Origin of the sequence: Bacillus sp. SW14 (genome assembly GCF_047608225.1) — a bacterium.
Taxonomy (GTDB): domain Bacteria; phylum Bacillota; class Bacilli; order Bacillales; family Bacillaceae; genus Bacillus; species Bacillus subtilis_G.
The window spans coordinates 1,920,672-1,944,111 of the sequence record NZ_JBLKRW010000001.1 but is presented as its reverse complement, the minus strand read 5'-3'; the positions used below and the strand labels follow the sequence as shown (position 1 = coordinate 1,944,111).

The following is a 23,440-nucleotide window of genomic DNA, read 5'->3' as shown; positions in this document are numbered from 1 at the left end:
AGAAAATGCCCGGAAAACGGGCATTTAGCAGTGTGCATCAAAGGCAGCGGTCAAATTTTTCATGATCTCTTCCATATCATGACCTTCGATTTCATGACGCGGAATAAAATGGACGACTTCCTTGCCTTTCAAAAGAGCCATTGACGGTGAAGAAGGCTCCTGTCCAGTAAAATACTCACGCATTTTTACAGTAGCTTCTTTATCTTGGCCCGCAAATACAGTCACTGTATTGTCAGGTGTTTTGTCATGCTGGAGGACTGCCTGTGTTGCCGCAGGACGCGCAAGGCCTGCCGCGCAGCCGCAGACAGAGTTAACGACAACAAGAGTTGTGCCCTCTGCCTTTTCCATAAAGTTTTCTACTTCTTCCGCTGTTGTTAATTCTTCAAAACCTGCTCCAGTCAGCTCGCGGCGCATCGGTACAACTAGCTGGCGCATGTATTCTTCGTAAGCCATTGACATAAAAAAAGCCCCCTCTATTATCCTTCATCTGAAGTAAAGGATACTATAGAGAGGGCCGGATTTCAAATATTCACGCCTTAAAATAGGAGAAAGCGTTCCCCGCTGTCTAGATTTTCATGATACCGCCGGTGTTGGCGCTTGTCACAAGTTTGGAATAACGGGCCAAGTAGCCGGTTTTTACCTTTGGTTCAAAACCTTTCCAATTTGCTTTCCGTTTTTCCCACTCTTCCTCCGGCACTTGTACATCCAAGATGCGTTTTTCAATATCAACAATGATATGGTCTCCGTTTTCAACAAAGGCAAGCGGTCCTCCCTCTGCCGCCTCTGGTGATACGTGGCCGATCGAGAGGCCTCGGGAGGCTCCGGAAAAACGTCCGTCCGTAATTAATGCCACTTTTGGTCCGAGCCCCATTCCAACGATCTGAGATGTAGGGGCAAGCATTTCCGGCATACCAGGTCCGCCTTTTGGCCCTTCGTATCTGATAATGACCACGTCGCCTTCTTTTACTTTACGATTGATAATGCCGTTAAGCGCCTCATCCTGAGACTCAAATACGACAGCCGGCCCTTCGTGTCTCGTAATGCCGTTCTGTACGCCGCCTGTTTTAATGATCGCGCCGTCCGGAGCCAGATTACCGAATAAAACAGCGAGGCCGCCCTTTTCAGTGAATGGTTGATCCAGGGGATGGATGACGTCATAATCCTTTACTTCATGTCCGGCAATGGTTTCTCCGAGTGTTTTCCCTGTAACAGTCAGCGCGTCTAAATGAAGCGCCCCTTCTTTCTTGGAAAGCTCATTCAACGCCGCAGACACACCGCCGGCTTCATGAAGATCTTCAATATACACATCTGATGCTGGCGCCAGTTTGGACAAGTGCGGTACACGCTCGGCAACTTCGTTAATGCGTTCTAAAGAATATTCCACGCCGGCTTCGTTTGCGATGGCAAGCGTATGGAGAACGGTGTTTGTTGAACCGCCGAGCGCCATATCGAGCGCAAACGCGTTATCAATCGCTTTTTCTGTCACGATATCACGCGGTTTGATATCTTTGCGAATCGTTTCCATTAATTGAGCAGCTGATTTTCTGACAAACTCTTTGCGTTCCGGTGCTGTCGCAAGAATGGTTCCGTTACCCGGCAAAGCAAGGCCGAGTGCTTCGGACAGGCAGTTCATTGAATTCGCCGTAAACATGCCTGAGCAAGATCCACACGTCGGGCATCCGAACTGTTCTAATTCTTGAAGTTCGTTTTCGTTGATTTTTCCGGCTTGGAAAGCGCCTACTCCTTCGAAAACTGAGGAAAGAGAGATTTTTTTTCCGTCACTTGTTCTTCCTGCCGCCATCGGCCCGCCGCTAACAAAAATCGTTGGAATGTTGATGCGCATTGCCGCCATAAGCATTCCCGGCGTGATTTTGTCACAGTTCGGAATACAGACCATACCGTCAAACCAGTGCGCGGATACGACCGTTTCCACAGAGTCTGCGATAATTTCACGGCTCGGCAGCGAATACCTCATCCCGATATGCCCCATCGCGATGCCGTCATCTACTCCGATTGTATTAAACTCAAACGGTACGCCCCCAGCTTCTCGGATTGCTTCTTTTACGATTTTCCCAAACTCCTGCAAGTGAACATGACCGGGAACGATATCAATGTATGAATTACAAACCGCAATAAACGGTTTGCCAAAATCCTCTTCTTTTACACCTGCTGCACGGAGCAAACTGCGGTGCGGAGCTCTATCGATTCCTTGTGTGATCATGTTACTGCGTAATTCTGCCATGGTGATCCTCCTAAATACTTTTAATTGTTAGACTGGATTTTATTTTAACAATTTTCAGTTTATTTTCGGGCTGTTTTTGCAAACATATGACATTCAGGCCGCCCTTGCCTTGATTGTTTCCTTCATGTTTTTATATTTATATAGCTTTCTGTCGATGTAAACCCTCCAACTATTAATATTGTTACTTACTATAAATAGTTTTCGGATATTTTTCAACAATATTCGAAATAATTTTTATAAAAAGTGAATTCACAAAAAAAAGATGCAGGATCTGCACCTTTTTCATTCTTTTATTCGCCCTTTTTTCTGCTCTCTGTCATTTGTTTCCAAACAGAACCTTTTGCTTCTTCTCCATGCTCAATACGTTCAAGCGCCATTTTCACTTGAAGGCTGACCTCAAATTCGGGATCATTTTCGGCAGTGCGTAAAGCTTCAATGGCACTTTCATCGCCGACTTCGTACAGGAACATAGCCGCACGCCAGCGGACAAGCTTGCTGGAGTCGCTTAACGACTTGATCATAGCAGGAATGGCTTGAGAGTCGCCGATATCTGACAGGCAGTCTCCTGCCGTTCTTCTGACTGAGACAGCTTTGTCCTCAAGTGCTTTGTATAATAAAGGAAGAACATCGGATATTTCAATCATTCCTAAATATACGACAGCCTGTCTTCTGATAGACACCTTGGGATCATCCAATGCCTTCTGTAAAACCGGGATATCCTCCTCTTTCGGATCCATCTGCTCCAAATGCGCATAACGCTTTTTCCAGTCCTCATCATCCAGCATGTCAAGCGTTACTTTATACGCTTTGCGCTGTACAGCTTGTTTTGCTTCGCCTTTTCCTTGAACGGCTGCTTCTGTCAGCCGTTTCAGCCGCTCATCACTGTAAGCGGCCTGAATCTCTTCTGTCACGTCATGACCGATTTCATTAAAATCACCGAATCTGACGCCTTGTTCTTTCCAGGTCCGCTCAAACACAACATTTGAAGCTTCAGATCTGAGTTTTAAGATCGCCTGCTGAAAGCGTTCCGGTAACCCGAAGCGCTCTTCCCGCTCCCCATCAGTTAATTTAACCTGCATAGGAATGCCGCTGAACATCTGCACAAAAACTTTCACCTCTCCAAAAGACTCTTGGTCAGAGCGGTTTCCCTCTGTATTTTCAGCACTTTCCATCCCAAATGCAGAGCGGACTTGCGGTAAAATGTCTTTCCAATCGTATCTCGCGTTCCGTTCAACAGCCAGAAAATCAGCGACATGATATACGCCTTTAACGCCTTCTATTTTAAGGATTTCCGCTATAACAGGCGGTGCGCCTTCTGCTTGATCCGGTTTATAGTTATTGCTTTTGCCCGCCGGAAGCTCTTCCGTTAAGATGACCTTCATTGTATTGGGGCTTGGCGTAGGTTCAATTGATTTTATCTTCATGATCGTCCTCCTATAACATATCTGTGACTTATTCTATCATAGTCGTTCCAAGCCTTCTATTACGACGTTTCGGCATTAATCCCGGGTACGTCTTTTTCTAATTGGCGGACAAACTGAAGCATAAAATCATGTCTTTCTTCTGCCAGTTTCCGTGCGGTGTCTGTATTCATCATATCTTTCAGCCGGAGCAGCTTATGGAAAAAATGAGCGTAGGCGCTTTGATCATTTCCATAAAGGCTGTGCCCTTTTGCGCCCGCAAACATAAAAGCTCTGGCAATCCCTACAGCACCGATGGCATCAAGCCTGTCAGCATCCTGTACGGCTTTTCCCTCAATTGAGTGCGGCTCTATCGCCAGCTTATCCCTATCCCGAAAGGACATTCTTGTGATGATGTGAATCACTCTGTCAGCATCCTCTTTTCCAACTCCGAAAAAAACGAGCTGATCATATACTTCGCTCACTGAAAACCTAAACGCGTCAGGCATCTTGACATCAATTAAATCATGAACCAAAGCCGTGATTTCAACTATGAACAAATCCGCATTTTCCTTTTCTCCAATATACAAAGCAAGATCTGCAACTCTTGATACATGATGCCAATCGTGTCCAGAGCTTTCGCCGGTCAGCACAGACTGGACCCATGCCCTGATTTGCTCTATCCGCTTCAATTCCTTCACAAAAACACCCTCTTTATTGCCCTAACAGCTTCACGATAACGTCTTCCAGCTCTTTCGGATTTGTATTCGGAGAATAGCGGCCAATGATTTCTCCGTTTCTGTCCACTATAAACTTCGTGAAATTCCACTTGATTGCCTTAGTTCCCAGCATCCCTTTCGCATGCTCTGTCAAATACACAAACAGCGGGTGGGCGTTTTTTCCGTTTACTTCTACTTTTGAAAACATAGGAAACGTAACACCGTAATTTGTTTCGCAAAATTCTTGTATATCTGCCTCATCACCAGGCTCCTGGCTCATAAATTGATTGCAGGGGAACCCTAAGATCTCCAGTCCCTCCTGCCGATATGTATCATATAACTCCTGAAGCTGTTTCAATTGCGGCGAAAAGCCGCATTTGCTCGCTGTATTCACGATCATCAATACCTTTCCGGCAAAAGGCTGAAGTGTCATCTCTTTTCCTGTTATTGTACGTACCTTCATATGATATATAGACATATAAGTCCCTCCTATGTCACTGCTGCTGATTATTTTACCTTTTTTATATCTCAATTCAAAATAAACATCTTTTATCAGAACTTATAAGAACAGAGTCAAATAAACCTGATATGCCGGCTGTATATTGCAAACGAGTGGCTGGTGTTCAAAATAATGTTATATACACATCCGGGCTTCTGTTGTTATCTTAACCATTCTATAAAACATGACAGTCCCCTTCTGGGATAAATCATCGAAAAAGCATTTTCCAGTGAAACCAAAAGGCATATCTATGCGTTTTATTTAAAGAGTTTTCTGTTGTTTCCCCCTCAAACACTAATAGATAGATTGAAAATTGGCGTGAAAATTCCTATAATGAAGAAAATTAAACGGGGAAATAATGGAGGTGGCACGTTGCCTATTAATATACCAACACACCTGCCGGCAAAACAGGTGCTTGAGAGTGAACATATATTTGTAATGGATGAAAGCAGAGCATTTCACCAGGATATCCGGCCGCAAAAAATTATCATATTGAATTTGATGCCGAAAAAAATCCAAACAGAGACACAACTTCTCAGATTGCTTGGAAATTCGCCTTTACAGGTTCATTTTACATTCTTAATCCCAAGCACACACACGCCGAAAAATACTGCAAGAGAACATCTTGACGAATTTTATACGACTTTTTCCAATATCCGTCACAAGAAGTTTGACGGCATGATTATCACCGGTGCGCCGATCGAGCATTTGGCGTTTGAAGATGTTTCATATTGGGAAGAGCTCAAAGAGATCATGGAGTGGAGCAAAACGAATGTCACTTCAACCTTGCATATATGCTGGGGCGCTCAAGCAGGTTTATATTACCATTATGGTGTGGAAAAAATTGAAATGCCGAAAAAAATCTTCGGTGTGTTCGAACATACAGTACTTTCAAAACATGAAAGATTGGTAAGAGGTTTTGACGAGCTATACTACGTGCCGCATTCCCGGCATACAGATATAAATATGGAACAGCTTCAAGCAGTGACTGAGTTGAATATTCTTGCCGCATCTAAGGAAGCTGGGGTGTGCTTAATTGTGTCAAAAGACGAAAAACAAGTCTTTTTAACAGGGCACCCTGAATATGATACAAATACGCTTCTTCAAGAATATGAAAGAGATCTGGAACGCAACCTTTCTGGTGTCGAGGCGCCTAAACATTATTTCGCTGAAGACAGCATAGAGCCCGTGAATCGCTGGAAAGCGCATGCGACACTATTGTTTATGAACTGGCTGAATTATTACGTTTACCAAGAAACTCCTTATGAATGGGACTAATTTTTCTATTTTAGTGATACGCTGAGCAAAAAATATGATAAAATACATCTGATTCAGTCTGCGTATAACAAAAATTAAAAATACTGGAATCCAAATCTTTTAAAATTAGCTTAATTTTTTCACTGCATTAATAATTCGATTATGTATTTGTGTTATGTTTATGTATAGACAATAACTCCTTACGATGCATGAAGCTTGCTTGTTGTTGATTACATTGAGGTGAATTTACTTGAATACCAATAAAAGAGTATTAATTTTGACTGCAAATTACGGAAATGGGCATGTGCAGGTAGCCAAAACGCTTTATGAGCAATGTGTTCGGCTCGGCTTTCAGCATGTAACCGTTTCTAATTTGTACCAAGAGTCAAATCCGATTGTTTCAGAGGTAACTCAGTACCTTTATTTAAAAAGCTTCTCAATCGGGAAACAGTTTTATCGTTTGTTTTATTACGGAGTTGACAAAATCTATAATAAACGTAAATTTAATATTTACTTTAAAATGGGAAATAAACGATTGGGCGAACTTGTCGATGAACATCAGCCCGATATTATTATTAATACATTTCCGATGATCGTCGTGCCGGAATACAGACGCCGAACCGGAAGAGTCATTCCTACCTTTAACGTGATGACTGATTTTTGCCTTCATAAAATTTGGGTTCACGAAAACGTGGATAAATATTATGTGGCGACAGATTATGTGAAGGAAAAACTGCTGGAGATCGGCACTCATCCAAGCAACGTAAAAATCACTGGAATTCCAATCAGGCCGCAATTTGAAGAATCCCTGCCGGCGGAGCCGTTATATCAAAAGTACAATCTTTTACCAAACAAAAAAGTGCTTCTGATCATGGCAGGCGCACACGGTGTATTAAAAAACGTAAAAGAGCTGTGCGAAAACCTTGTTAAAGATGACCATGTGCAAGTGGTTGTCGTGTGCGGGAAAAATACGGCTTTAAAAGAATCTTTAAGTATGCTTGAAGCAGAAAACGGTGACAAATTAAAAGTTCTTGGCTATGTGGAGCGCATTGATGAGCTGTTCCGGATCACAGATTGCATGATTACAAAACCAGGCGGCATTACTTTGACAGAAGCAACTGCCATCGGTGTGCCTGTCATTCTGTATAAACCCGTGCCCGGCCAGGAAAAAGAAAATGCGAACTACTTTGAAGATCGCGGAGCTGCCATTGTCGTGAACCGTCACGAAGAGATTCTCGAGTCAGTCACTTCCCTTCTCGCAGATGAAGATACCTTACAGCGCATGAAGAAAAACATTAAGGGCCTTCATTTAGCAAACTCCTCTGAAGTGATTTTAGAGGATATCCTGAAGGAATCAGAAATGATGATGACAGCTAAACAAAGAGCCAAAGCGCTATCGTAATGATGGTCATAGAGAGTACGCGAAAATCGTGTGCTCTTTTTATTTTATTCACCTATTTATAAAAGCGGTTACATTTTTTGTGAAACTTTCCCTTCTTTTTAAAAATAAGCAGTTTCAGAACTTGACGGGTGCTCCCAGATGGTGTATAGTTGAACCATCATTTAACAATGAATCAAAGTTAAATGGTGACAAAATTTTTTTTAGCACACGGGTGCTACAGTACTAGGAGGAATTAAGCAATATGCAAAACGGTAAAGTAAAATGGTTCAACAACGAAAAAGGATTCGGCTTCATTGAAGTTGAAGGCGGAGACGATGTATTTGTTCACTTCACAGCTATCGAAGGAGACGGATACAAATCATTAGAAGAAGGACAAGAAGTTTCTTTTGAAATTGTCGAAGGTAATCGTGGACCTCAAGCTTCTAATGTTGTAAAACTCTAAACTCAATACATGATGACAAATAGAGGAGAGGCAAATGCCTCTCCTATTTGATTTTCATCTGAATTTCAATGGCCAAAATATTTTGTTTGCACCTCTGTTCAATCTCTTCGACATGTTTTTCCATTGACGGCTTCCCTTTTTTCGCGATATCCGCGAGTTCTTCTAAATCACTGTATATTTCTATAAATGTTTTGTGAAGGATCGACCTCAAGTCTTTATCATCCATAGCTTCGTTCCCCTTCTCTGCCAAGATACCTCAAATAGTAAAACAGTCCTATTTATTCTGGTTCAATAGTTATATCGGCTTATTTTTCATTTTATTTTCTATTTTGGTACATAAATTTCAAAAAACCTCTGCAAAATAATTGCGGAGGTGTTTTTTATGACATCAGAATTTCATGAAGAGGAGCAGACTGGCTTTACGGATAAGCGGCAGCTGGAACTAGCGGTGGAAACAGCTCAGAAAACGACAGGAGCTGCGACGAGAGGTCAAAGTAAAACATTAGTCGATTCCGCATACCAAGCCATTGAGGATGCAAGAGAACTATCACAATCTGAAGAACTGGCAGCTCTCGATGATCCTGAATTTGTAGAGCAGCAACAGCAGCTGCTGGATGATAGTCAGCATCAGCTGGATGAATTCAAAGAATAAAAACCGCAGCTTCTGCGGTTTTTATTCTTTAATGATTGGTTAAGACATCGCCGTATGCTTTCAGCTTTTCACCTACTGTACATTTATTAATACAAAATGAATGTGCATAAGTTTTGCCAAAATCTTTACGAAACTGTTTCTTAATAAAACAGTCCTTGCAATATTCATCTTGCAGTTCTGTCAGTTCTTTAAAGATCATTTTCTTATCCAATATCGTCATCTCCGTTACGGTCTAATTTCGTATGGCTTTCTACGAATTGATGGGATAGAATTTTTTTAGCGAGGCCGTCAGCTTCCTGGTTGTCTTTCCGCTGTATGGTTTCGTAAGTTGGAGTGAGCTTCAGCGATTCAAGGAGTGCTTCTATTTTGTCCAGCCATTCATTATGAGACGGATCATAGCAAGGCCAGCTGCCGTCAAGCTGATTCAGCACAACAAGCGAGTCCCCTTTGATTGTAATTGAATTTCTGCTAGCCCCAATCTCTCTGACTTCTCTTATTGCTTCATAAAGCGCCGCGTATTCAGCTTCATTATTGGTTTTCAGCCGGAAGCTTTTATTTTTTCTCAAGCGATGCCGGCTTCCTCCCAATGAATAATAAATGACGATTCCGAGTCCGGCCAGTTCGCTTTCCTTATCGAAACTGCCGTCAAAATAAACAGTAATGTCATCAGGCTCTTGAGCAAGCTCCTCTGTCAGCTTTTCCAATTCCTTCAGCGTCCAGCTGCCGCCTTTCTCGTCTTCGAACTCGAGCTCTTTCATATATGGAAAACGGCCTAGTTCTCTGGCGAGCATACGTGCCTGCTGAGCAGTCAGCCAGTCTTCGCCTAAAAATGAGACGGATCCCGTCCCTTTTGCTTCTATCTTCATATGCGGTCTGAGCTTCATTATGATCACCTTACCATTCATTAGTTGCCGGGCATGTGCTATAATCAAACCAATCTTATCCCGGAAAGGAAGCTTTTTCATTTTGTTTAACAATTCATTTTGGATCATTTTTGCGATCATTCATTTTATCATTGTTCTTTTATTTTATAAAGGATTTGGCAAAATGGGACTGTTTGTTTGGATTGGTTTTGCGACAGTTTGTGCCAACCTTCAAGTCGTCAAAACAGTCGAACTGTTTGGCTTAACAGCAACGCTCGGGAATGTGATGTACGGCACAATCTTTTTTGCGACAGATGTGCTGAATGAGAAATACGGTCCGGCGGAAGCCAGAAAAGCGGTATGGCTCGGATTCTCAACGCTCCTGACGCTGACATTTGTCATGCAGGGCGTGCTGCTTTTCGAACCGGCTTCCAGCGACATATCGCAAACAGCGCTGGAAACGATTTTCGGATTCCTTCCGCGAGTCGCGTTAGGAAGTCTGCTTGCCTTTATCTTCAGCCAAACGCTGGATGTTTATGTATATTCGTCAATTAGAAGGATATTTCCTTCTGATCGGCTTTTATGGCTCAGAAATGGGGGCAGTACAGCAGTCAGCCAGCTGTTTGATACATTGATATTTACTGGTGTCGCTTTTTTTGGCATTTATCCGGCAGGAATTTGGCTTCATATTTTTATTTCCACATATTTGATTAAGTTTGCGGTATCTTTGATTTCACTGCCTTATGCTTATGCAGCAAAAAGAATGGTACCGAATGATGAGAGGAGTTCATAATGCCTACAGAAATATATGTAGACGGTGCTAGCGCCGGTAATCCCGGGCCATCTGGCATCGGCATTTTTATCAAACATGAAGGACAAGCAGAGTTTTTCTCTATTCCAATCGGAATGCATACAAATCAGGAAGCGGAATTTCTTGCTTTAATTGAAGGGATGAAGCTTTGTGCAAAGCGCGGGTATCAATCTGTTTCCTTTCGCACCGATTCAGATATTGTGGAACGAGCCGCTGAGCTTGAAATGGTTAAGAATAAAACGTTTCACCCGTATGTGGAAGAAATCATCCGATTAAAAGCGGCCTTCCCTCTTTTTTTCATCAAATGGATACCGGGAAAGCAAAACCAAAAAGCCGATCAGCTGGCAAAAGAAGCGATTCGGCTGAATGATAAGAATTAAAACTCGATCATTTGTTCATCCTAATGTCGAGGTGAACAAACATGAAAAAGAAAGATAAAGGCCGGCTGACCGACGGTGTAACTCCTCAAGGCGACCTGGAAGGCAATACACATACTGACCCTAAAACAGAGCTTGAGGAAAGAGCCAAAAAAAGCAATACAAAACGCTAGAGAAGATCTACACGATCTCTCTAGCGTTCAGCTTTTCAAGCATACGTTCAATTCCTTTGATTTGGTGGCGGCGAAGCATGTCAGCCGCCTGCTCCATTTGCAGTGTAAATAGAGCGTCTTTTAACGTGCAGGCCAGCGGCACCGAGCAATGAATTTCCGCAAGCTTCCTCGACATCTCTAAATCGCTCAAACCTTGCTGAATTTTCCCCTGCTGCCCCTTCGGAAGAAGAGAAAGATTTTCTAATAAACGGTCAATCGTTTCGTATTCACGAATCAGTTTATAAGCTGTTTTTTCTCCAATCCCTTTAACGCCAGGATAGTTATCACTCGAATCACCCATAAGCGCTTTAATATCAATCAAAGCTTTCGGAAGAACCCCTGTTTCTTCATAAAAAGTCTCTTTTGTATAAACTTTATAATTTCCGATTCCTTTTTGGAGCAGGGCCACACTCACTTCATCCGTTAACAGCTGAAGTAAATCTCTGTCTCCTGTTACGATTGTAATGTCAGCCTCATTCCCATACAAAGCGGCAAGTGTTCCGATACAATCATCCGCTTCATACCCGGCAAAGCCAATATTCATGATACCAAGCTCAGCGGCCGCTTCCTTTGCCAAATCAAACTGCGGGATCAGCTCCACAGGCGGTGCGCTGCGGTTCGCCTTATAATCTTGGAACAAGTCATTTCGGTACGTTTTGCTTCCCATGTCCCAACAGCAGACGACGTGTGTCGGCTGGAATGTTTCCACCGCTGTAATCAAGTGCTTTAAAAATCCGTTGACACCGTTCGTCGGCACCCCGCTGTCATTTATCATAAAGTTGCGGTGCACGGCCGTGGCAAAAAACGCCCGAAATAACAGAGCCATGCCGTCAACAAGCAATAGTTTATTATGATTCATAAGATAACTCCCTTTTCTTTCATTCTTTCTATTTTACCATAAAGCAGTGCAAAATAAAAAACAGCATCTCTTCGATTAGAGATACTGTTTTGTATATCATCAGTCGTTGTGTCTTTTGTTGCTGGCGATCAGCTTTTCAGCTTCGCGTCCTGCGTAAGAGTCAAAATGGGTTTGAAATCCATTTTTCTTTTTGGCATTGTTATTCGCCTGTGCGTTTCTGTTTCCCAGCTTTGTTCTGCCCAACATGAATCCCCCCTTACGTCGGATACATATAGTATATGCTTCCGGCAGGAGATTCACTCGCGACAGGATCATCCAGCTTACATACGGCTTACGTATTCTCTGACCATTTCTTTTGATACAAGACGTCTTGTCGGCACGATGCCCTGTTTGGCAAGCTGATTCATTTGCTCGGTAACTTCATTAATCGCGTCTGTAGTAAAAGGCTCATCGTTTTTGCATTTTGAAACCGCTTCTTCAATGGCCATTTCACGCATGTTTTCAAGACGCATAAATGTTTTGATATGCTCGTGCTGTTTTGATGAATGTGCTGAAATTGCTTTATGTACCTCTGACATGAATCCTTCATCTCGCTTTTTTCTATTTAGTCTATCATGACTTGAAATACAATCCAACTGAATTTTACATTTTTATTGTATGACCTGATCTTTGCCAAGAGATGCACGCATGGTATGCCTTTTCAATCTCTTTCGCATGTTCCCCTTCCGCATATCCTTCTACATACGTATCTTTTTGATCCTTTATTTGTTCCATTGCTTTTACAGCCATCTCTTCCTGTAAGCGACTGAGATGATCTGAGTAATGAGTGATAAGGTTTTCTTCTTCATTTTTCACCCAAGCCTCTGTGATTTTCGTGAGTTTCATCCGTACAGCTTCGATTAAGACCGCTTTTCCTTTCTGTTCAAAAAACTGCTTCGGTGATTTGACTTCTTTTTGTTCCTGCTCGAAGGCGCGTTCATCTAAATCCGGTTCAACCTCCTTCAGCTGTATACCGTTGGAATGCTGATCACCCGCATACATGGAAAAATAACCGTCTTCATTTAATTGTTTTTGAAAGCTTTCCAGCCATTCTTCGGCAATATGCCGCTCGATGAAACCGCTCATGCGAACATCAAGCGTTTTAATTTCCTGAACATATTCAAACTGATATTCATGTAAGGCGGTTTTCATCGCCTTAGCGACGTTCTTTTTCCAATCTCCATTCTGAAGCCCGGGATGAAATGCCGATTTTAATAGATCATTGGCAAAAAAGGATAATCGCTGTGTAATGTGATAAAGCTGCTCTTTGGTGTCTTTTTTTACTTTCTCAATGATGGTTTCCGAGTTCCTCCGTTTCTCGATCTCAGCTGCAGTCCGCTCAAATGACATCATAAGGCGCTGTTTCTGCGCTTCCTTTTCTTCCTTGGATTGATGCTGGGACTGATGAAGCTGGAAAACAGTTTCGCATAATTTGTCTGCTTCCGAACTGAGCTGTGCAGCTGACGTTTTTTTCACATCCACTTCGATAAACCAGTCTAAATGTTTTCTGACGTTCGGGAACTGGTTATAAAATGATTCCGGTTTTCCGAGCAGTTCCTCCTTGCTTGATACGGTAAAGAGCCGCGGATCATGAATCCCTTCTTTTACAAGCTCTGCGCTGACATAATCGGTCACTGTTTCAAGCTCTGTTTTATCTTTCGCAAGGTCTGCTGCATTAATAATGAAAAACATTTTATCCATACTGAGCGATTCTTTTACCAGACCAAGCTTTCGCAAAAATGAACGGTCCCCTTTCGAGAAGGAGTGCTGATAATAGGTCATATAAAAAAATGCATCGGCATCTTTAATATATTGGAACGCCAGCTCTGTGTGCCGTTTATTCAAGCTGCTTGCGCCGGGCGTATCAACGATTGTAATCCCTTTTTCAGTGAGCGGGCACGTATAATAAACCGTTACCTCTTTCACAGCGCAGGCCGTTGTCTCCTCTGCCACATATGGCTTTAATTCAGACAGCGGAATCGTTAACTTCTTTTGTTCCTGTATATATGGCTGATGCTTTTCGTATGCAAGCAAGAAGTTATTGATCAATTTGATGTGTTCTTCCTGCAGCCGGCTTTTTTTGGCTGCCTTTTCCCACTTCTCTGTAAAAGAACTGCCTGTTGGCTCTTTTTGTATTCCGGTAAGCTGCAAAATGTCTGACGTTATGTCAGCCTCCGTCTTAAAGACCACATCCGCTGTTTTATTGATGTTGCCATTGGTTGGTTTTGTGATTTTGTTAATTGTGGCTGTGGTTGGCGTTGGTGAGGACGGAAGCACCCTTTCGCCGACAAGCGCATTTGCAAATGATGATTTCCCAGAGCTGAATCCTCCAAAAAGCGCAAGTGTAAATTTCTGTTCCTCAAGCCTTTTAATCCTTTCCCGAAAGGCCGAGATTTGCTTTGACAGCATGCTAATTTCGCCTAAAAGGTCAGACAATATGTGAAAGCGTTTGATCTGGTCATAAAGCGGCAGTTCTTGCTCCATTATTTCTGGTTTTACATTTCGCTGCCGTGTCTGTTGACTTTGGTTTCGTTTCTGTTCCGGAGCCGCCACTGTTTTTTTCTTCGTTTTAAACCAGTCGGTGTTTATGTGCATTGGACATGCGGATTCCTCTTCCCAAATGGCCCGCATGCGATCGGCTTTCTCGTGGGCATTATTCTCTAAACGGGCCTGTTCTTGAAGAATGGCAAGTTTTTCTGATTCATGAATGAGCCGGTCATTGATCGTTTCCAAGTCTTTGGAAACACTCTCTTTCACTATCGCAGTAAGCGCCTTTATGATGTCTGCCGCTTCTCTTTTCGCCTCTTTGCGGATGAGCTCTGCCAAATCTTTTGTATATTGCAATACATATTCAGAAGAAAAAGCTGCACCATGCTTAACCGCGCGCTCTATGATGTCAGCTTCAAGCGGCGTGCAATAGGCCTGTATCAGCTTTTCACTTTCAGCTGTATGAACATGAAATGCCTTGACGAGTTGATGGAACGTGTCGATTATGTGCCAATCCGCTTCGGCCTCTGTTCGTTTTGACACATCAGAGAAAAAAACATTTCTTCTTCTATCTCTTTCCTGTGCAGTTTTTGCTTTCGAAAAGAAAAAACCGGTTTTAAAGGAAGGCTCTCGTGATTCTAAAAATGCAGCTGCCAGTTCACGCATTTCAAAAGGCGTCAGGTTGGCGTTCTTTAAAATGCGGTTGACTTCTTCCAGCATCCTATTTTCTGCCTCGGTCGCTTGCTTTGCCGTCTCATCCAATTGATCACGCAACGATTGGACCATTTCAGCTTGTGTGTTAAGCTGTTCAGTAAAGCTGGGACCATCTGTTTCGTCTTTTAACAGCATCTCCGTATGTTCGTTCAGCAGATTGCGGACTTTTTGTTCTGTTAAAGGCTGGAGGTTGCTTTTTGATTGCTGTTCTATTCTTTTTAATTCTTCTCTCAGAGCCCCAATCTGATTGAACGGATGGTTTGGTTCTGTCACTGACGTAAAATAGAGCGCTTCCTTTGAAATGCCTTCATTGCAAAGCATCTCCTCTACCTGCGCTTTATAATCTTCAAAAGGCGTTTCCGTCTTATCATGTCGGTCAATTTGATTAACGATAAAATACACATTGGGAATGCTTTCTCTTATCGACCTGAGAAACTTTACATTTTCCTCAGCGTGCACGTGATTATAGTGAACGACGTAAAACAGCGCATCCGCCTGATGGAGAATAGACGCCGCCGACAGAAAATGCGCATCATCTGTTGAGTCAATCCCAGGGGTATCAATGTACGCAACCCCGGCATCGATGTCAGTATATCGATCAAAAATTTCAACGCTTTCAATCTGCTCCCCATCTTTGCAATATTGCTGCACCTTGTCTTTCCGATAAGCCCCCTCCAGCTCAGCACATGCTCCATCTGTTGTATGAAGCCGAACACGCTTTTCCCCGTTTCTGATCACAACAAGGTTAGCGCTTGTCGGAATCGGGCTTGTAGGCAATATATTCTCCATTAACAAGCAGTTCAGCAGTGAGGATTTACCTGCCGAATAGTGCCCGGTAAACGCGATATAAACCTCTTCATCAGCCGCTTTGTTCATGACCGCAGCCAGTTTAGCAGCTCTTTGTTCATCTTGATTCTCGATAAATTGCTTATAAAGTTCCCCAGTTTTGTGCAAAAGCTCTTTTCTGTTATATTCTGTCATAATTCTGAACCCCTTTGTGCCGTTTCACTTGTGAATCTTTCGAAAGATCTGAATACATTCCCTTTCATTTTACACAAGAATGGATCAAATTTCTCTAAAAGAATAGAAAAAAGCCGCCATTACGGCAGCTTCTATAAAAGAAAATCTGCAACTTTGACAAGTTCCAGATTCATTAAACAGATCTATTAGAGATTCCTTTTAATACAAAACCAATTAATACACTATATGTACAAACCGCCCCAAGCAAAAACAGCATTGTCATTTGCTTCACCATCCTGATTGAGAATCTTTTTCAAATTCATTTTAACACGGGTGAGAATGATTTTCAATCTCTATTTTATGCTGAATTCCTCTAATGCTTTGTCTTCTGTACGAATTCTGACGGTTAACAATACGGCATTGACAATGGAAAACAGACACATGGTGACGTACGCTTGATACAGCAGCGGAATCAATAAAATTTCTAGTATAACAACGGTATAGTTTGGATGCTTCATCCATTTGTAAGGGCCTTTTTTTACAAGCTCAGCACCTGGAACGACAAGGATTTTCGTATTCCAATATGCTCCTAAGGAACAAAGTGCCCAATACCGTACTGCCTGCACGCTTAAAATAGCCGCAGCAATACCGATCCACCAGCTTGACGGCTGTTTGTTCATCAGCAGCACTTCTGCAGTTAAAGACAGGAAAAAAAGGATATGCATGATGATGATATACGGATAGTGGCTCTCACCGAATTCGATCGCCCCTTGTTTCTTTACCTTTTGTTCATTTTGTCTGGCTACAGCCATTTCAGCTGCTCTTTGAGCAATGAGAATAGCGATCAACAACCAAAACATGAGTCAAGCCCCCTTTTCCCAGCTGAATAACAGCAGCTCTGACGAAAATCCCGGCCCTAATGCGCCAATCAGTCCCCGTTCTGCTTCGTTTTTATGCCCGTTCAGCAGATGCTCTTTGATCACATACAATATTGTGGCTGAAGACATATTTCCGTGCTTTTGCAATACGCTTTGTGCAGATAAAAGCTTTTCTGCTGACAGTTCAAGACTTTCGATGTATGCATCAATCACCTTTTTTCCGCCAGGATGTGCTAAAAAAACACTGATATCACTGAATAAAAGCTGATGTTTGTCCAAAAAAATTTGTACATTTGTTTTGAGCCATTTTTCCACCAAAGTCGGAATATCTCTTGAGAAAATGACTTTGAAACCTCGATCAGTAAAGTCCCAGCCCATGACATCTTCTGATTGTTTCATTAAAACGGATTGGGAATCCGTTATCCTCGGCACAAGTTTTAGTTTCGACATCGTGCGGTCCGCCTTCTCTCCGCATAATAATGCTGCCGCAATGCCGTCCCCAAAAAGTGAGGTGCCGATCAGATTGCTTTTCGTTTTATCCTCCGGCTGGAATGTCAGGCTGCACAGCTCAGCAGCAATGACAAGCACAAAAGCCTCAGGATATGCTTTGCAGTATTCGGCTGCGCGCGCTAGTCCGCTGGCTCCTCCTGCACAGCCGAGACCCCAGAGCGGAATTCGCTTCGTATATGGAGAAAACGGAAGTTCATTCATGAGCCGCGCCTCGATGCTCGGTGTGGAAAGACCCGTGCTGGAGACGAAAAAAACAGCATCCACCTTTTCATAAGGAATGGCGCCTTGAATAAATGCAGGTTGGGAGAGGCACTCTCTCACCGCTTCTCTGCTGTGTTTAAGTGTTTCTTCTATGTATATTTGATTTTTTTCTTCGAAGCTGTGGCCTTCTTTATACCATTCAATCGTCTTGACAAATTGTCTCGATTGAATTTGCCCGTTTTTAAAGGAGGTTAACAGCCGGTCAATATCTTTAAAGGAATGCTGAAACATGTAGCGGGCGAACTCAGCCGCTTTCTCTTGGTTTACATCGTACGCAGGAAGACTTGTTCCGACGGATAAAATAAACGCCATGTGATCACCTCTTTGCATACATTGTGCCGCAACGATCTTTTTTATATGCAAAAAACTCCGCCGCGGCGGAGTTTAGACTGCTGTTTTTTGTTCAGTGATATCAGCTTTTTGTTCTGTTTTTTTGGCTTTAGAAAATACGTTATATATAATATTCAAGATTACTGCAGTAAAGCTGCCGGCGACAATGCCGTTTGTTGTAAGAAGCGTTAAGGCACTCGGAAGCTGTTTAAAAATATCCGGCACAACGGTCACACCAAGACCCAGACCCACTGAGCAGGCAACAATTAGCAGATTTTCTTGTTTTGCAAAATCAATGCGGCTGAGCATTTTGATTCCGTAAGCGATCACCATTCCAAACATCGCCACCATTGCCCCGCCCAGAACAGCAGATGGAATGATGGTCGTGAAAGCAGCGATCTTCGGAAACAGCCCGAATGCCATTAAGATCACACCCGTGACAACAATTACGGCATTTTTCTTGATTCCTGTAAGCTGCACAAGTCCGACATTTTGAGAGAACGCCGTGTAAGGAAAAGCGTTAAAAATACCGCCCAGCAGCACAGCCAGTCCTTCAGCGCGGTAGCCTTTAGACAAATCTTTCTCTGTCAGACTGCGGTTCGTCAAGTCACCTAAGGCAAAGTAAACACCAGTTGATTCTACAAGGCTGACAATCGCCACGATGGTCATCGTAATGATAGGCGCTGTGTGAAAAGACGGCGCTCCGAAGTAAAACGGCTGAATCATTTGAACAACTGCCGCGTCCGATACGTTATCAAATTGAACTTTTCCCATAAAATAAGCGATTAAAGTCCCGATCAAAATACCGATCAAAATCGAGATGGATTTGATAAAGCCTTTCGTAAAACGGTATAAAAGCACAATGACACCCAAAACGATAAAGGCGAGTGCAAGATTGGAAAGATCTCCGAAATCTGCACTTCCTTCTCCCCCGGCCATGTTATTCATGGCTACCGGCATAAGGGTAATACCGATAATCGTAACAACTGAGCCTGTCACGACCGGCGGAAAAAACGATACCAGCTTTCCAAAGAAAAATGAAATCAGAATGACAAGAATACCTGAAGAGATAATACTTCCGTAAACCGCGGAAACCCCGTATTCAGATCCAATTGCAATCATCGGCGATACAGCCGTAAATGTACAGCCAAGCACAACCGGAAGCCCGATTCCGAAAAATCGGTTGCTCCACACTTGCAAAAGTGTAGCCACACCGCACATAAAAATATCAATCGATACTAAGTAGGTCAACTGTTCGACAGTCAGCCCCATTGCTTTTCCGACAATCAGCGGAACAACAATGGCACCGGCATACATGGCGAGCACATGCTGTATTCCTAAAGACAGCGTTTTGCCGAATCCGTTTTTCATGAATGAACCTCCTGTACGAAGGACACTTTTCCTTCTTCTAAAGATTGAATTCTTGCCAAAGATTCCACTCTGTAGCCAAGGTTCACTAGTTCTACTCTCCCTGGTTGAAATGACTTTTCAATGACAATGCCAAGCCCCCCAACAGAAGCTCCCGCCTGCTTCACAATCGACACGAGCCCGTGCGCCGCTTGTCCATTTGCCAGAAAATCATCGATAATCAGCACATGATCCTGATCCGACAGGTAGGTTCCTGACACTGCGATTTGGCTTTCTGTTTGCTTCGTAAAGGAATAAACAGACGCTGTCAGCAAGTGATCGGTGAGTGTTAAAGATTGATGCTTTCTGGCGAAGACAACCGGCACACCCAGCTGCAAGCCCGTCATCACAGCGGGAGCGATTCCGGATGATTCGATTGTCACAATTTTAGTAATACCGTCTTTTGCAAATCTCGCTGCAAATTCGTCACCGATTTTCTGCATAAGCAGCGGGTCAATTTGGTGATTCAAAAAAGAATCCACTTTCAATACCTGATCAGATAATACGACGCCTTCTTCTTCTATTTTCCGTTTCAGTGCTTCCATCCTGTCTTACCTCCGTTATGAGAATAAAAAAAGCATTGCCCGCTCAAAAAAAGAGCAAGCAATGCTGATATAACAAAAAACCGTACAGATGCGGTCTCATTGCTCACTCATAGTCGGACATTTATGGTGTCCGGTAGAAACTTGCGTGCCATATCCACGCGATTATATGAGTGTTCCTATGATATTGTAATAAATTATATCAAGATTCTAATCTCTTGCATAGACAAAAAAGCGAAATTCCCGAACTTTATTTTTATTTTCTATTTAATCATTCGTCTTTTAAGTTTTTTGATCGTAAAAAGCCTGACGGCCGCGCCGCCAGGCTTTTGATTACGACAGATAGAGATTTGAATATTTGTTTGACAAATAGTCAATCAAATAGCGTACATTCAATTCTTGCCCCGTTGCATCTTTAATAATCTCTAACGGCTTTTTCCGTTTTCCGTGAATGTGCACCTTTTCCGTCAGCCATTGTTTAATCGGATGGAATTCCCCTCTTTCCAAGAGGGTGTCAAATTCAGGAAGATCCTCAAGCATTTTTTGTTTCAGCTGGGCCGCATACATGTAGCCGAGCGCATAGGATGGGAAGTAGCCAAAATCTCCTCCTGCCCAATGGACATCCTGTAAAATCCCCTCTGCGTCCGTCTGCGGTGTAATCCCTAAATAATCTTGGTATTTTTGATTCCAAAGCGATGGCAGGTCTTCCACAGACACTTCATTGCTGAAAATCGCTTTTTCAATTTCATAACGGATGATAATATGAAGAGGATACGTCAATTCATCCGCTTCAACCCTGATGAATGAAGGCTTTGATTCGTTGATTGCCCGGACAAAATCATCCAGAGAAATGTCCTTGAACTGTTCAGGTGATGCTTCTTGAATCTTCTTGTAGTACGGTGTCCAAAAATGCTTGTTTCGGCCAATAAAATTCTCGTAAAATAATGATTGAGATTCATGGATTCCCATTGATGCGCCGTCTGACAAGTTCGTGCCGCTCAGTGCTTCGTCAATATTTTGCTCGTATATGGCGTGACCGCACTCATGAATGGTGCCAAAGATCGCCGTACGGAAATCTTTTTCATCATATCTCGTCGTGACCCGGACGTCTCCGCGATTCATCGTGGTCGCAAACGGATGAACCGTTTCATCAAGCCGTCCCCCATCAAAATCGTAGCCAAGCTCCTGCAAAAAATACAAGCTGAGCTCTTTTTGCTTTTCTTTAGGGAACGCTTTTGTAATAAAGCTTGTATCCGGTTTATTTCCGGAAGCTGTCACTTGTTTAACAAGCGGAATAATCGCTTCTTTGAGCTCAGCAAACAGCTGATCAAGGGCCTTTACCGTGACACCCGGCTCAAACAAATCAAGCAATGCATCATAAGGATGCTCTTGATAACCCCAATATGTAATAAAATGTTTATTGAACTCAATCAGCTGTTCTAAATAAGGGGAAAATAAGCTGAAATCAGATTTTCCTTTCGCTTCTTCCCACGCGGTTTCTGCCTTTGAACACAGAATCACGTATTCCTTGTATTCGGCCTCAGGGATTTTTTTATTCTCTTCATACTCTTTGTTCGCCAGCTCCACTGCCTTCTTCGTATCCTCAGACAAATCATCAAATCGTTCATACAGGGCATCGATAAGCGCCTTCATCCGATCTGATGTCTGGATATTAAATATATCTGTTGAAAGCTGGCCGATACTTTCGGCACGATCCTCTGAACCGTTTTTTGGCGCACCTGTTCTGGAGTCCCAGTGCATTAACGCAACTGCTTCGCTGTAGTGTGAGATTCTTTTTAGAAGATCAAAAAATTCCTTTTCATATGTATGTATCTCCATATCCATTCCCTCCCTATTCTAGCCGTTCCATTACAGGCTAATGGAAGGGTGTATGAAAGTCAAATTGTTTGGATAAGAGGCTGCCGGTATTCTTGGCGGCAGCCTTCTTTATTTAGTTGATCGTCATTTGATTTTTTGGAGGCGGTGTTTTCCGCTTTTTTTTATTGATTTTTTTATCCACCCACACTGTTGCCAGCGGGGTTAGCAACGAGGTGACAATCACGCTTGTCGCTATGATTGCAGTTGCTGATTCGGCAACTGGCGCAAACGAAGCATTCGCTTCCGCTAATGCATACGGCACGGCCACTGCCGCACCCGCCGTAGAAGAAGCGGCCACGCCCGCGACACCGTCTCCCCGCGCGACAAAACGATCAAGCAAAAACAAGGAGCTGCCCGATAAAATGACGACCGAAACACCGATAAATATCCCAAGCAGCCCTGATTGGATCAGCATTCCAAAATTCAAGGTATTGCCGAGCGAAAAGGCAAAAAACGGGATAATTGCCGGCACAACCTTGCTGAATAAGTCTCTGAGATCATGATCAAGATTTCCAAGTATACAGCCGAGTAAAAACGGGATGACCGTCGCTGCCAGCGTTTCCCACGGGAATGCCGCAAGCCCCATTACACCAAACGTCACCATGGTCATAAAAGGCCCTGATTCTGTACTGATAAACGCGAAAGCCCCCGCATCCTCTTTTCTTCCCAAATGGTTCATGAGCGCCAAATACAGGCCGCCGTTCGTTTCATTCATCACCGCAACAATTGCTAAAACAGAAAGCCCTGCAAAAAAACCGGATTGTATGCCATTATCAGGAATAAATTGTGCTGCGATCACGCCGAGAAGTGCCGCAAATCCGATCTTCCCCAATAATAATGTGATTCCTTTCCTTGCAATATAGCCTGAAGAACGAAAATCAATCGTCGCCCCTACACAAAAGATAAAAACACCCAGTATCGGCAGCGTTCCGGTAATCAAAGCACCCGTAAACCCTCCAAAGAACTCCGCTGTTCCAGGCGCAAACGTATTGAGCGCCGCTCCCAGAAACAGCGGAATAATCATCATTCCTCCAGGTACCCGTTCAATTGTCGCTTTGATTTTCATATGTGGATTCTCCCATCTCCGGTTATGAAAAAACAATACCCTTACACTTGGAAAACAGCCTGCAAATCCTCTTTTGAACAGCTGTCCAGCTGGCTGCCGACACCAACGGCGCCTGCTCCGGCCTTGAGCCAATCCGGCACTTCAGACGGATGTATCCCGCCTGTTGGAATAAAGGTCACCTGCGGGAAAGGGCCTGCTAAATTTTTCATAAACGGGATGCCAAACACACCGCTTGGGAACAGCTTTAATGTAGTATAACCGCATGTCAGCGCTTCCATAATTTCGCTTGGTGTCAATACACCGGGGATATAATGTGTCTTCAAAAACGAAAGATGTTCAGCGAGGTCAGGTGAAAAACCCGGACTGACAATAAATTGCGCACCAGCCTCAGCAGCTTCTCCCGCTTGCTGCGCAGTGATGACTGTGCCCGCGCCGATTAAGATATCTTCTCTGTCACGGAATGATTTGATAATACTCGATGCCCCGGGCGTCGTATAAGTCACTTCAACTGCACGAACCCCTTTATCTAGTAAGCTCTCAATCTGCTGACAGGCCTCCTGTTTATCCTTGGATCGAATGACTGCAATCAGCCTTGCTTCATTCAGACGGTTTTCAACGTTTTTGGACTCCATA

Annotated in this window: 28 protein-coding genes and 1 riboswitch; of the genes, 8 read left to right on the top strand and 20 right to left on the bottom strand. The window is 43.3% G+C overall.

What is annotated here, in order from left to right; translation table 11 throughout:
- Positions 1-24 precede the first annotated feature (24 nt).
- The 5 genes from brxA to ACMX2I_RS10145 form a co-directional block, all read right to left on the bottom strand.
- Positions 25-459, bottom strand: coding sequence for a bacilliredoxin BrxA (gene brxA, locus ACMX2I_RS10165; RefSeq protein ID WP_148961540.1), 435 nt, complete (start codon positions 457-459; stop codon positions 25-27).
- Positions 460-565: 106 nt separating this feature from the next.
- On the bottom strand, positions 566-2,242 hold the full coding sequence (ilvD, locus tag ACMX2I_RS10160; protein WP_289347559.1) for a dihydroxy-acid dehydratase: 1,677 nt from the start codon (positions 2,240-2,242) through the stop codon (positions 566-568).
- A 290-nt stretch (positions 2,243-2,532) separates the two neighbouring features.
- Positions 2,533-3,666: a conserved virulence factor C family protein gene (locus ACMX2I_RS10155; protein ID WP_087990472.1), complete on the bottom strand. Its 1,134-nt coding sequence runs from the start codon at positions 3,664-3,666 to the stop codon at positions 2,533-2,535.
- Between the two features lie 59 nt (positions 3,667-3,725).
- Positions 3,726-4,343, bottom strand: a complete 618-nt coding sequence (locus tag ACMX2I_RS10150) for an HD domain-containing protein (RefSeq protein ID WP_414956829.1) — start codon at positions 4,341-4,343, stop codon at positions 3,726-3,728.
- A gap of 13 nt (positions 4,344-4,356) precedes the next feature.
- Positions 4,357-4,839: a glutathione peroxidase gene (locus ACMX2I_RS10145; protein ID WP_148961536.1), complete on the bottom strand. Its 483-nt coding sequence runs from the start codon at positions 4,837-4,839 to the stop codon at positions 4,357-4,359.
- 393 nt (positions 4,840-5,232) lie between these two features.
- Here ACMX2I_RS10145 and metA point away from each other — a divergent pair, with 393 nt between their 5' ends.
- From metA to cspD, 4 genes are all read left to right on the top strand, one after another.
- Complete coding sequence (gene metA, locus ACMX2I_RS10140; RefSeq protein ID WP_414956828.1) at positions 5,233-6,138, top strand: homoserine O-acetyltransferase MetA; 906 nt, start codon at positions 5,233-5,235, stop codon at positions 6,136-6,138.
- Positions 6,139-6,367: 229 nt separating this feature from the next.
- On the top strand, positions 6,368-7,519 hold the full coding sequence (locus ACMX2I_RS10135) for a diglucosyl diacylglycerol synthase (RefSeq protein ID WP_414956827.1): 1,152 nt from the start codon (positions 6,368-6,370) through the stop codon (positions 7,517-7,519).
- Between the two features lie 79 nt (positions 7,520-7,598).
- A complete protein-coding gene (locus tag ACMX2I_RS10130; protein ID WP_414956826.1) occupies positions 7,599-7,745 on the top strand; it encodes a hypothetical protein in 147 nt (48 codons plus the stop codon).
- Positions 7,746-7,760: 15 nt separating this feature from the next.
- The gene (cspD, locus tag ACMX2I_RS10125; protein ID WP_003230776.1) at positions 7,761-7,961 is read left to right on the top strand and encodes a cold-shock protein CspD; all 201 of its coding nucleotides are present in this window, start codon (positions 7,761-7,763) and stop codon (positions 7,959-7,961) included.
- 43 nt (positions 7,962-8,004) lie between these two features.
- On the opposite strand, the gene degR is transcribed toward cspD, so the two are convergent.
- Complete coding sequence (degR, locus tag ACMX2I_RS10120; RefSeq protein ID WP_010327956.1) at positions 8,005-8,187, bottom strand: transcriptional regulator DegR; 183 nt, start codon at positions 8,185-8,187, stop codon at positions 8,005-8,007.
- Between the two features lie 156 nt (positions 8,188-8,343).
- On the opposite strand from degR, the gene ACMX2I_RS10115 reads away from it, so the two are divergent.
- Complete coding sequence (locus tag ACMX2I_RS10115; protein WP_087990477.1) at positions 8,344-8,613, top strand: DUF2564 family protein; 270 nt, start codon at positions 8,344-8,346, stop codon at positions 8,611-8,613.
- A 28-nt stretch (positions 8,614-8,641) separates the two neighbouring features.
- Here ACMX2I_RS10115 and ACMX2I_RS10110 read toward each other — a convergent pair whose 3' ends face one another.
- Together ACMX2I_RS10110 and ACMX2I_RS10105 are read right to left on the bottom strand one after the other, a co-directional pair.
- Positions 8,642-8,824 carry a zinc-finger domain-containing protein gene (locus tag ACMX2I_RS10110; RefSeq protein ID WP_087990478.1) on the bottom strand — a complete coding sequence of 61 codons (183 nt, stop codon included), beginning with the start codon at positions 8,822-8,824 and terminating at the stop codon, positions 8,642-8,644.
- Positions 8,817-9,497, bottom strand: coding sequence for a ribonuclease H family protein (locus ACMX2I_RS10105; protein WP_333516523.1), 681 nt, complete (start codon positions 9,495-9,497; stop codon positions 8,817-8,819). Before ACMX2I_RS10105 ends, ACMX2I_RS10110 begins: the two co-directional genes overlap by 8 nt.
- An 82-nt stretch (positions 9,498-9,579) precedes the next feature.
- On the opposite strand from ACMX2I_RS10105, the gene ACMX2I_RS10100 reads away from it, so the two are divergent.
- The 3 genes from ACMX2I_RS10100 to sspL are packed head-to-tail and all read left to right on the top strand — an operon-like array spanning position 9,580 to position 10,837.
- Positions 9,580-10,269 carry a queuosine precursor transporter gene (locus ACMX2I_RS10100; protein ID WP_333519528.1) on the top strand — a complete coding sequence of 230 codons (690 nt, stop codon included), beginning with the start codon at positions 9,580-9,582 and terminating at the stop codon, positions 10,267-10,269.
- Positions 10,269-10,667 carry a reverse transcriptase-like protein gene (locus ACMX2I_RS10095; RefSeq protein WP_414956825.1) on the top strand — a complete coding sequence of 133 codons (399 nt, stop codon included), beginning with the start codon at positions 10,269-10,271 and terminating at the stop codon, positions 10,665-10,667. The genes ACMX2I_RS10100 and ACMX2I_RS10095 overlap by 1 nt, the downstream gene beginning before the upstream one ends.
- Before the next feature lie 41 nt (positions 10,668-10,708).
- The gene (gene sspL / locus ACMX2I_RS10090) at positions 10,709-10,837 is read left to right on the top strand and encodes a small, acid-soluble spore protein L (RefSeq protein WP_414956824.1); all 129 of its coding nucleotides are present in this window, start codon (positions 10,709-10,711) and stop codon (positions 10,835-10,837) included.
- Positions 10,838-10,844: 7 nt separating this feature from the next.
- On the opposite strand, the gene exnP is transcribed toward sspL, so the two are convergent.
- The 12 genes from exnP to eda form a co-directional block, all read right to left on the bottom strand.
- Positions 10,845-11,735 carry a 5'-3' exonuclease ExnP gene (gene exnP / locus ACMX2I_RS10085; protein WP_394716128.1) on the bottom strand — a complete coding sequence of 297 codons (891 nt, stop codon included), beginning with the start codon at positions 11,733-11,735 and terminating at the stop codon, positions 10,845-10,847.
- Between the two features lie 99 nt (positions 11,736-11,834).
- Positions 11,835-11,981 (bottom strand): hypothetical protein, encoded by a 147-nt coding sequence (locus tag ACMX2I_RS10080; protein ID WP_003230761.1) that lies wholly within the window; start codon positions 11,979-11,981, stop codon positions 11,835-11,837.
- Positions 11,982-12,055: 74 nt separating this feature from the next.
- Positions 12,056-12,313, bottom strand: coding sequence for a YpbS family protein (locus ACMX2I_RS10075; RefSeq protein WP_289347565.1), 258 nt, complete (start codon positions 12,311-12,313; stop codon positions 12,056-12,058).
- Between the two features lie 64 nt (positions 12,314-12,377).
- A complete protein-coding gene (locus ACMX2I_RS10070) occupies positions 12,378-15,956 on the bottom strand; it encodes a dynamin family protein (protein WP_414956823.1) in 3,579 nt (1,192 codons plus the stop codon).
- A gap of 172 nt (positions 15,957-16,128) precedes the next feature.
- The gene (fbpC, locus tag ACMX2I_RS10065) at positions 16,129-16,218 is read right to left on the bottom strand and encodes a Fur-regulated basic protein FbpC (RefSeq protein WP_141113371.1); all 90 of its coding nucleotides are present in this window, start codon (positions 16,216-16,218) and stop codon (positions 16,129-16,131) included.
- A 70-nt stretch (positions 16,219-16,288) separates the two neighbouring features.
- On the bottom strand, positions 16,289-16,795 hold the full coding sequence (locus ACMX2I_RS10060; protein ID WP_414956822.1) for an isoprenylcysteine carboxyl methyltransferase family protein: 507 nt from the start codon (positions 16,793-16,795) through the stop codon (positions 16,289-16,291).
- 3 nt (positions 16,796-16,798) lie between these two features.
- The gene (locus tag ACMX2I_RS10055; protein ID WP_414956821.1) at positions 16,799-17,896 is read right to left on the bottom strand and encodes a type III polyketide synthase; all 1,098 of its coding nucleotides are present in this window, start codon (positions 17,894-17,896) and stop codon (positions 16,799-16,801) included.
- Positions 17,897-17,968: 72 nt separating this feature from the next.
- Positions 17,969-19,285, bottom strand: coding sequence for a xanthine permease PbuX (pbuX, locus tag ACMX2I_RS10050; RefSeq protein ID WP_414956820.1), 1,317 nt, complete (start codon positions 19,283-19,285; stop codon positions 17,969-17,971).
- A complete protein-coding gene (xpt, locus tag ACMX2I_RS10045; protein WP_414956819.1) occupies positions 19,282-19,866 on the bottom strand; it encodes a xanthine phosphoribosyltransferase in 585 nt (194 codons plus the stop codon). The genes pbuX and xpt overlap by 4 nt, the downstream gene beginning before the upstream one ends.
- A 90-nt stretch (positions 19,867-19,956) precedes the next feature.
- Positions 19,957-20,056, bottom strand: a riboswitch (purine riboswitch).
- 140 nt (positions 20,057-20,196) lie between these two features.
- Positions 20,197-21,702 carry a carboxypeptidase gene (ypwA, locus tag ACMX2I_RS10040; RefSeq protein WP_414956818.1) on the bottom strand — a complete coding sequence of 502 codons (1,506 nt, stop codon included), beginning with the start codon at positions 21,700-21,702 and terminating at the stop codon, positions 20,197-20,199.
- Positions 21,703-21,814: 112 nt separating this feature from the next.
- Entirely contained in the window at positions 21,815-22,807 is a 993-nt protein-coding gene (gene kdgT, locus ACMX2I_RS10035) for a 2-keto-3-deoxygluconate transporter (protein ID WP_414956817.1), read from the bottom strand.
- Between the two features lie 41 nt (positions 22,808-22,848).
- Positions 22,849-23,439: a bifunctional 4-hydroxy-2-oxoglutarate aldolase/2-dehydro-3-deoxy-phosphogluconate aldolase gene (eda, locus tag ACMX2I_RS10030; protein ID WP_414956816.1), complete on the bottom strand. Its 591-nt coding sequence runs from the start codon at positions 23,437-23,439 to the stop codon at positions 22,849-22,851.
- Position 23,440 lies beyond the last annotated feature (1 nt).

What these genes read in the sequence shown, in the direction of transcription:
- brxA (WP_148961540.1), bottom strand. Translation starts at nt 459, where the DNA reads ATGTCAATGGCTTACGAAGAATACATGCGCCAGCTAGTTGTACCGATG.
- ilvD (WP_289347559.1), bottom strand. Translation starts at nt 2,242, where the DNA reads ATGGCAGAATTACGCAGTAACATGATCACACAAGGAATCGATAGAGCT.
- ACMX2I_RS10155 (WP_087990472.1), bottom strand. Translation starts at nt 3,666, where the DNA reads ATGAAGATAAAATCAATTGAACCTACGCCAAGCCCCAATACAATGAAG.
- ACMX2I_RS10145 (WP_148961536.1), bottom strand. Translation starts at nt 4,839, where the DNA reads ATGTCTATATATCATATGAAGGTACGTACAATAACAGGAAAAGAGATG.
- cspD (WP_003230776.1), top strand. Translation starts at nt 7,761, where the DNA reads ATGCAAAACGGTAAAGTAAAATGGTTCAACAACGAAAAAGGATTCGGC.
- degR (WP_010327956.1), bottom strand. Translation starts at nt 8,187, where the DNA reads ATGGATGATAAAGACTTGAGGTCGATCCTTCACAAAACATTTATAGAA.
- ACMX2I_RS10115 (WP_087990477.1), top strand. Translation starts at nt 8,344, where the DNA reads ATGACATCAGAATTTCATGAAGAGGAGCAGACTGGCTTTACGGATAAG.
- ACMX2I_RS10105 (WP_333516523.1), bottom strand. Translation starts at nt 9,497, where the DNA reads ATGAAGCTCAGACCGCATATGAAGATAGAAGCAAAAGGGACGGGATCC.
- ACMX2I_RS10095 (WP_414956825.1), top strand. Translation starts at nt 10,269, where the DNA reads ATGCCTACAGAAATATATGTAGACGGTGCTAGCGCCGGTAATCCCGGG.
- sspL (WP_414956824.1), top strand. Translation starts at nt 10,709, where the DNA reads ATGAAAAAGAAAGATAAAGGCCGGCTGACCGACGGTGTAACTCCTCAA.
- exnP (WP_394716128.1), bottom strand. Translation starts at nt 11,735, where the DNA reads ATGAATCATAATAAACTATTGCTTGTTGACGGCATGGCTCTGTTATTT.
- ACMX2I_RS10080 (WP_003230761.1), bottom strand. Translation starts at nt 11,981, where the DNA reads ATGTTGGGCAGAACAAAGCTGGGAAACAGAAACGCACAGGCGAATAAC.
- ACMX2I_RS10075 (WP_289347565.1), bottom strand. Translation starts at nt 12,313, where the DNA reads ATGTCAGAGGTACATAAAGCAATTTCAGCACATTCATCAAAACAGCAC.
- ACMX2I_RS10070 (WP_414956823.1), bottom strand. Translation starts at nt 15,956, where the DNA reads ATGACAGAATATAACAGAAAAGAGCTTTTGCACAAAACTGGGGAACTT.
- fbpC (WP_141113371.1), bottom strand. Translation starts at nt 16,218, where the DNA reads ATGACAATGCTGTTTTTGCTTGGGGCGGTTTGTACATATAGTGTATTA.
- ACMX2I_RS10060 (WP_414956822.1), bottom strand. Translation starts at nt 16,795, where the DNA reads ATGTTTTGGTTGTTGATCGCTATTCTCATTGCTCAAAGAGCAGCTGAA.
- ACMX2I_RS10055 (WP_414956821.1), bottom strand. Translation starts at nt 17,896, where the DNA reads ATGGCGTTTATTTTATCCGTCGGAACAAGTCTTCCTGCGTACGATGTA.
- pbuX (WP_414956820.1), bottom strand. Translation starts at nt 19,285, where the DNA reads ATGAAAAACGGATTCGGCAAAACGCTGTCTTTAGGAATACAGCATGTG.
- xpt (WP_414956819.1), bottom strand. Translation starts at nt 19,866, where the DNA reads ATGGAAGCACTGAAACGGAAAATAGAAGAAGAAGGCGTCGTATTATCT.
- ypwA (WP_414956818.1), bottom strand. Translation starts at nt 21,702, where the DNA reads ATGGAGATACATACATATGAAAAGGAATTTTTTGATCTTCTAAAAAGA.
- kdgT (WP_414956817.1), bottom strand. Translation starts at nt 22,807, where the DNA reads ATGAAAATCAAAGCGACAATTGAACGGGTACCTGGAGGAATGATGATT.
- eda (WP_414956816.1), bottom strand. Translation starts at nt 23,439, where the DNA reads ATGGAGTCCAAAAACGTTGAAAACCGTCTGAATGAAGCAAGGCTGATT.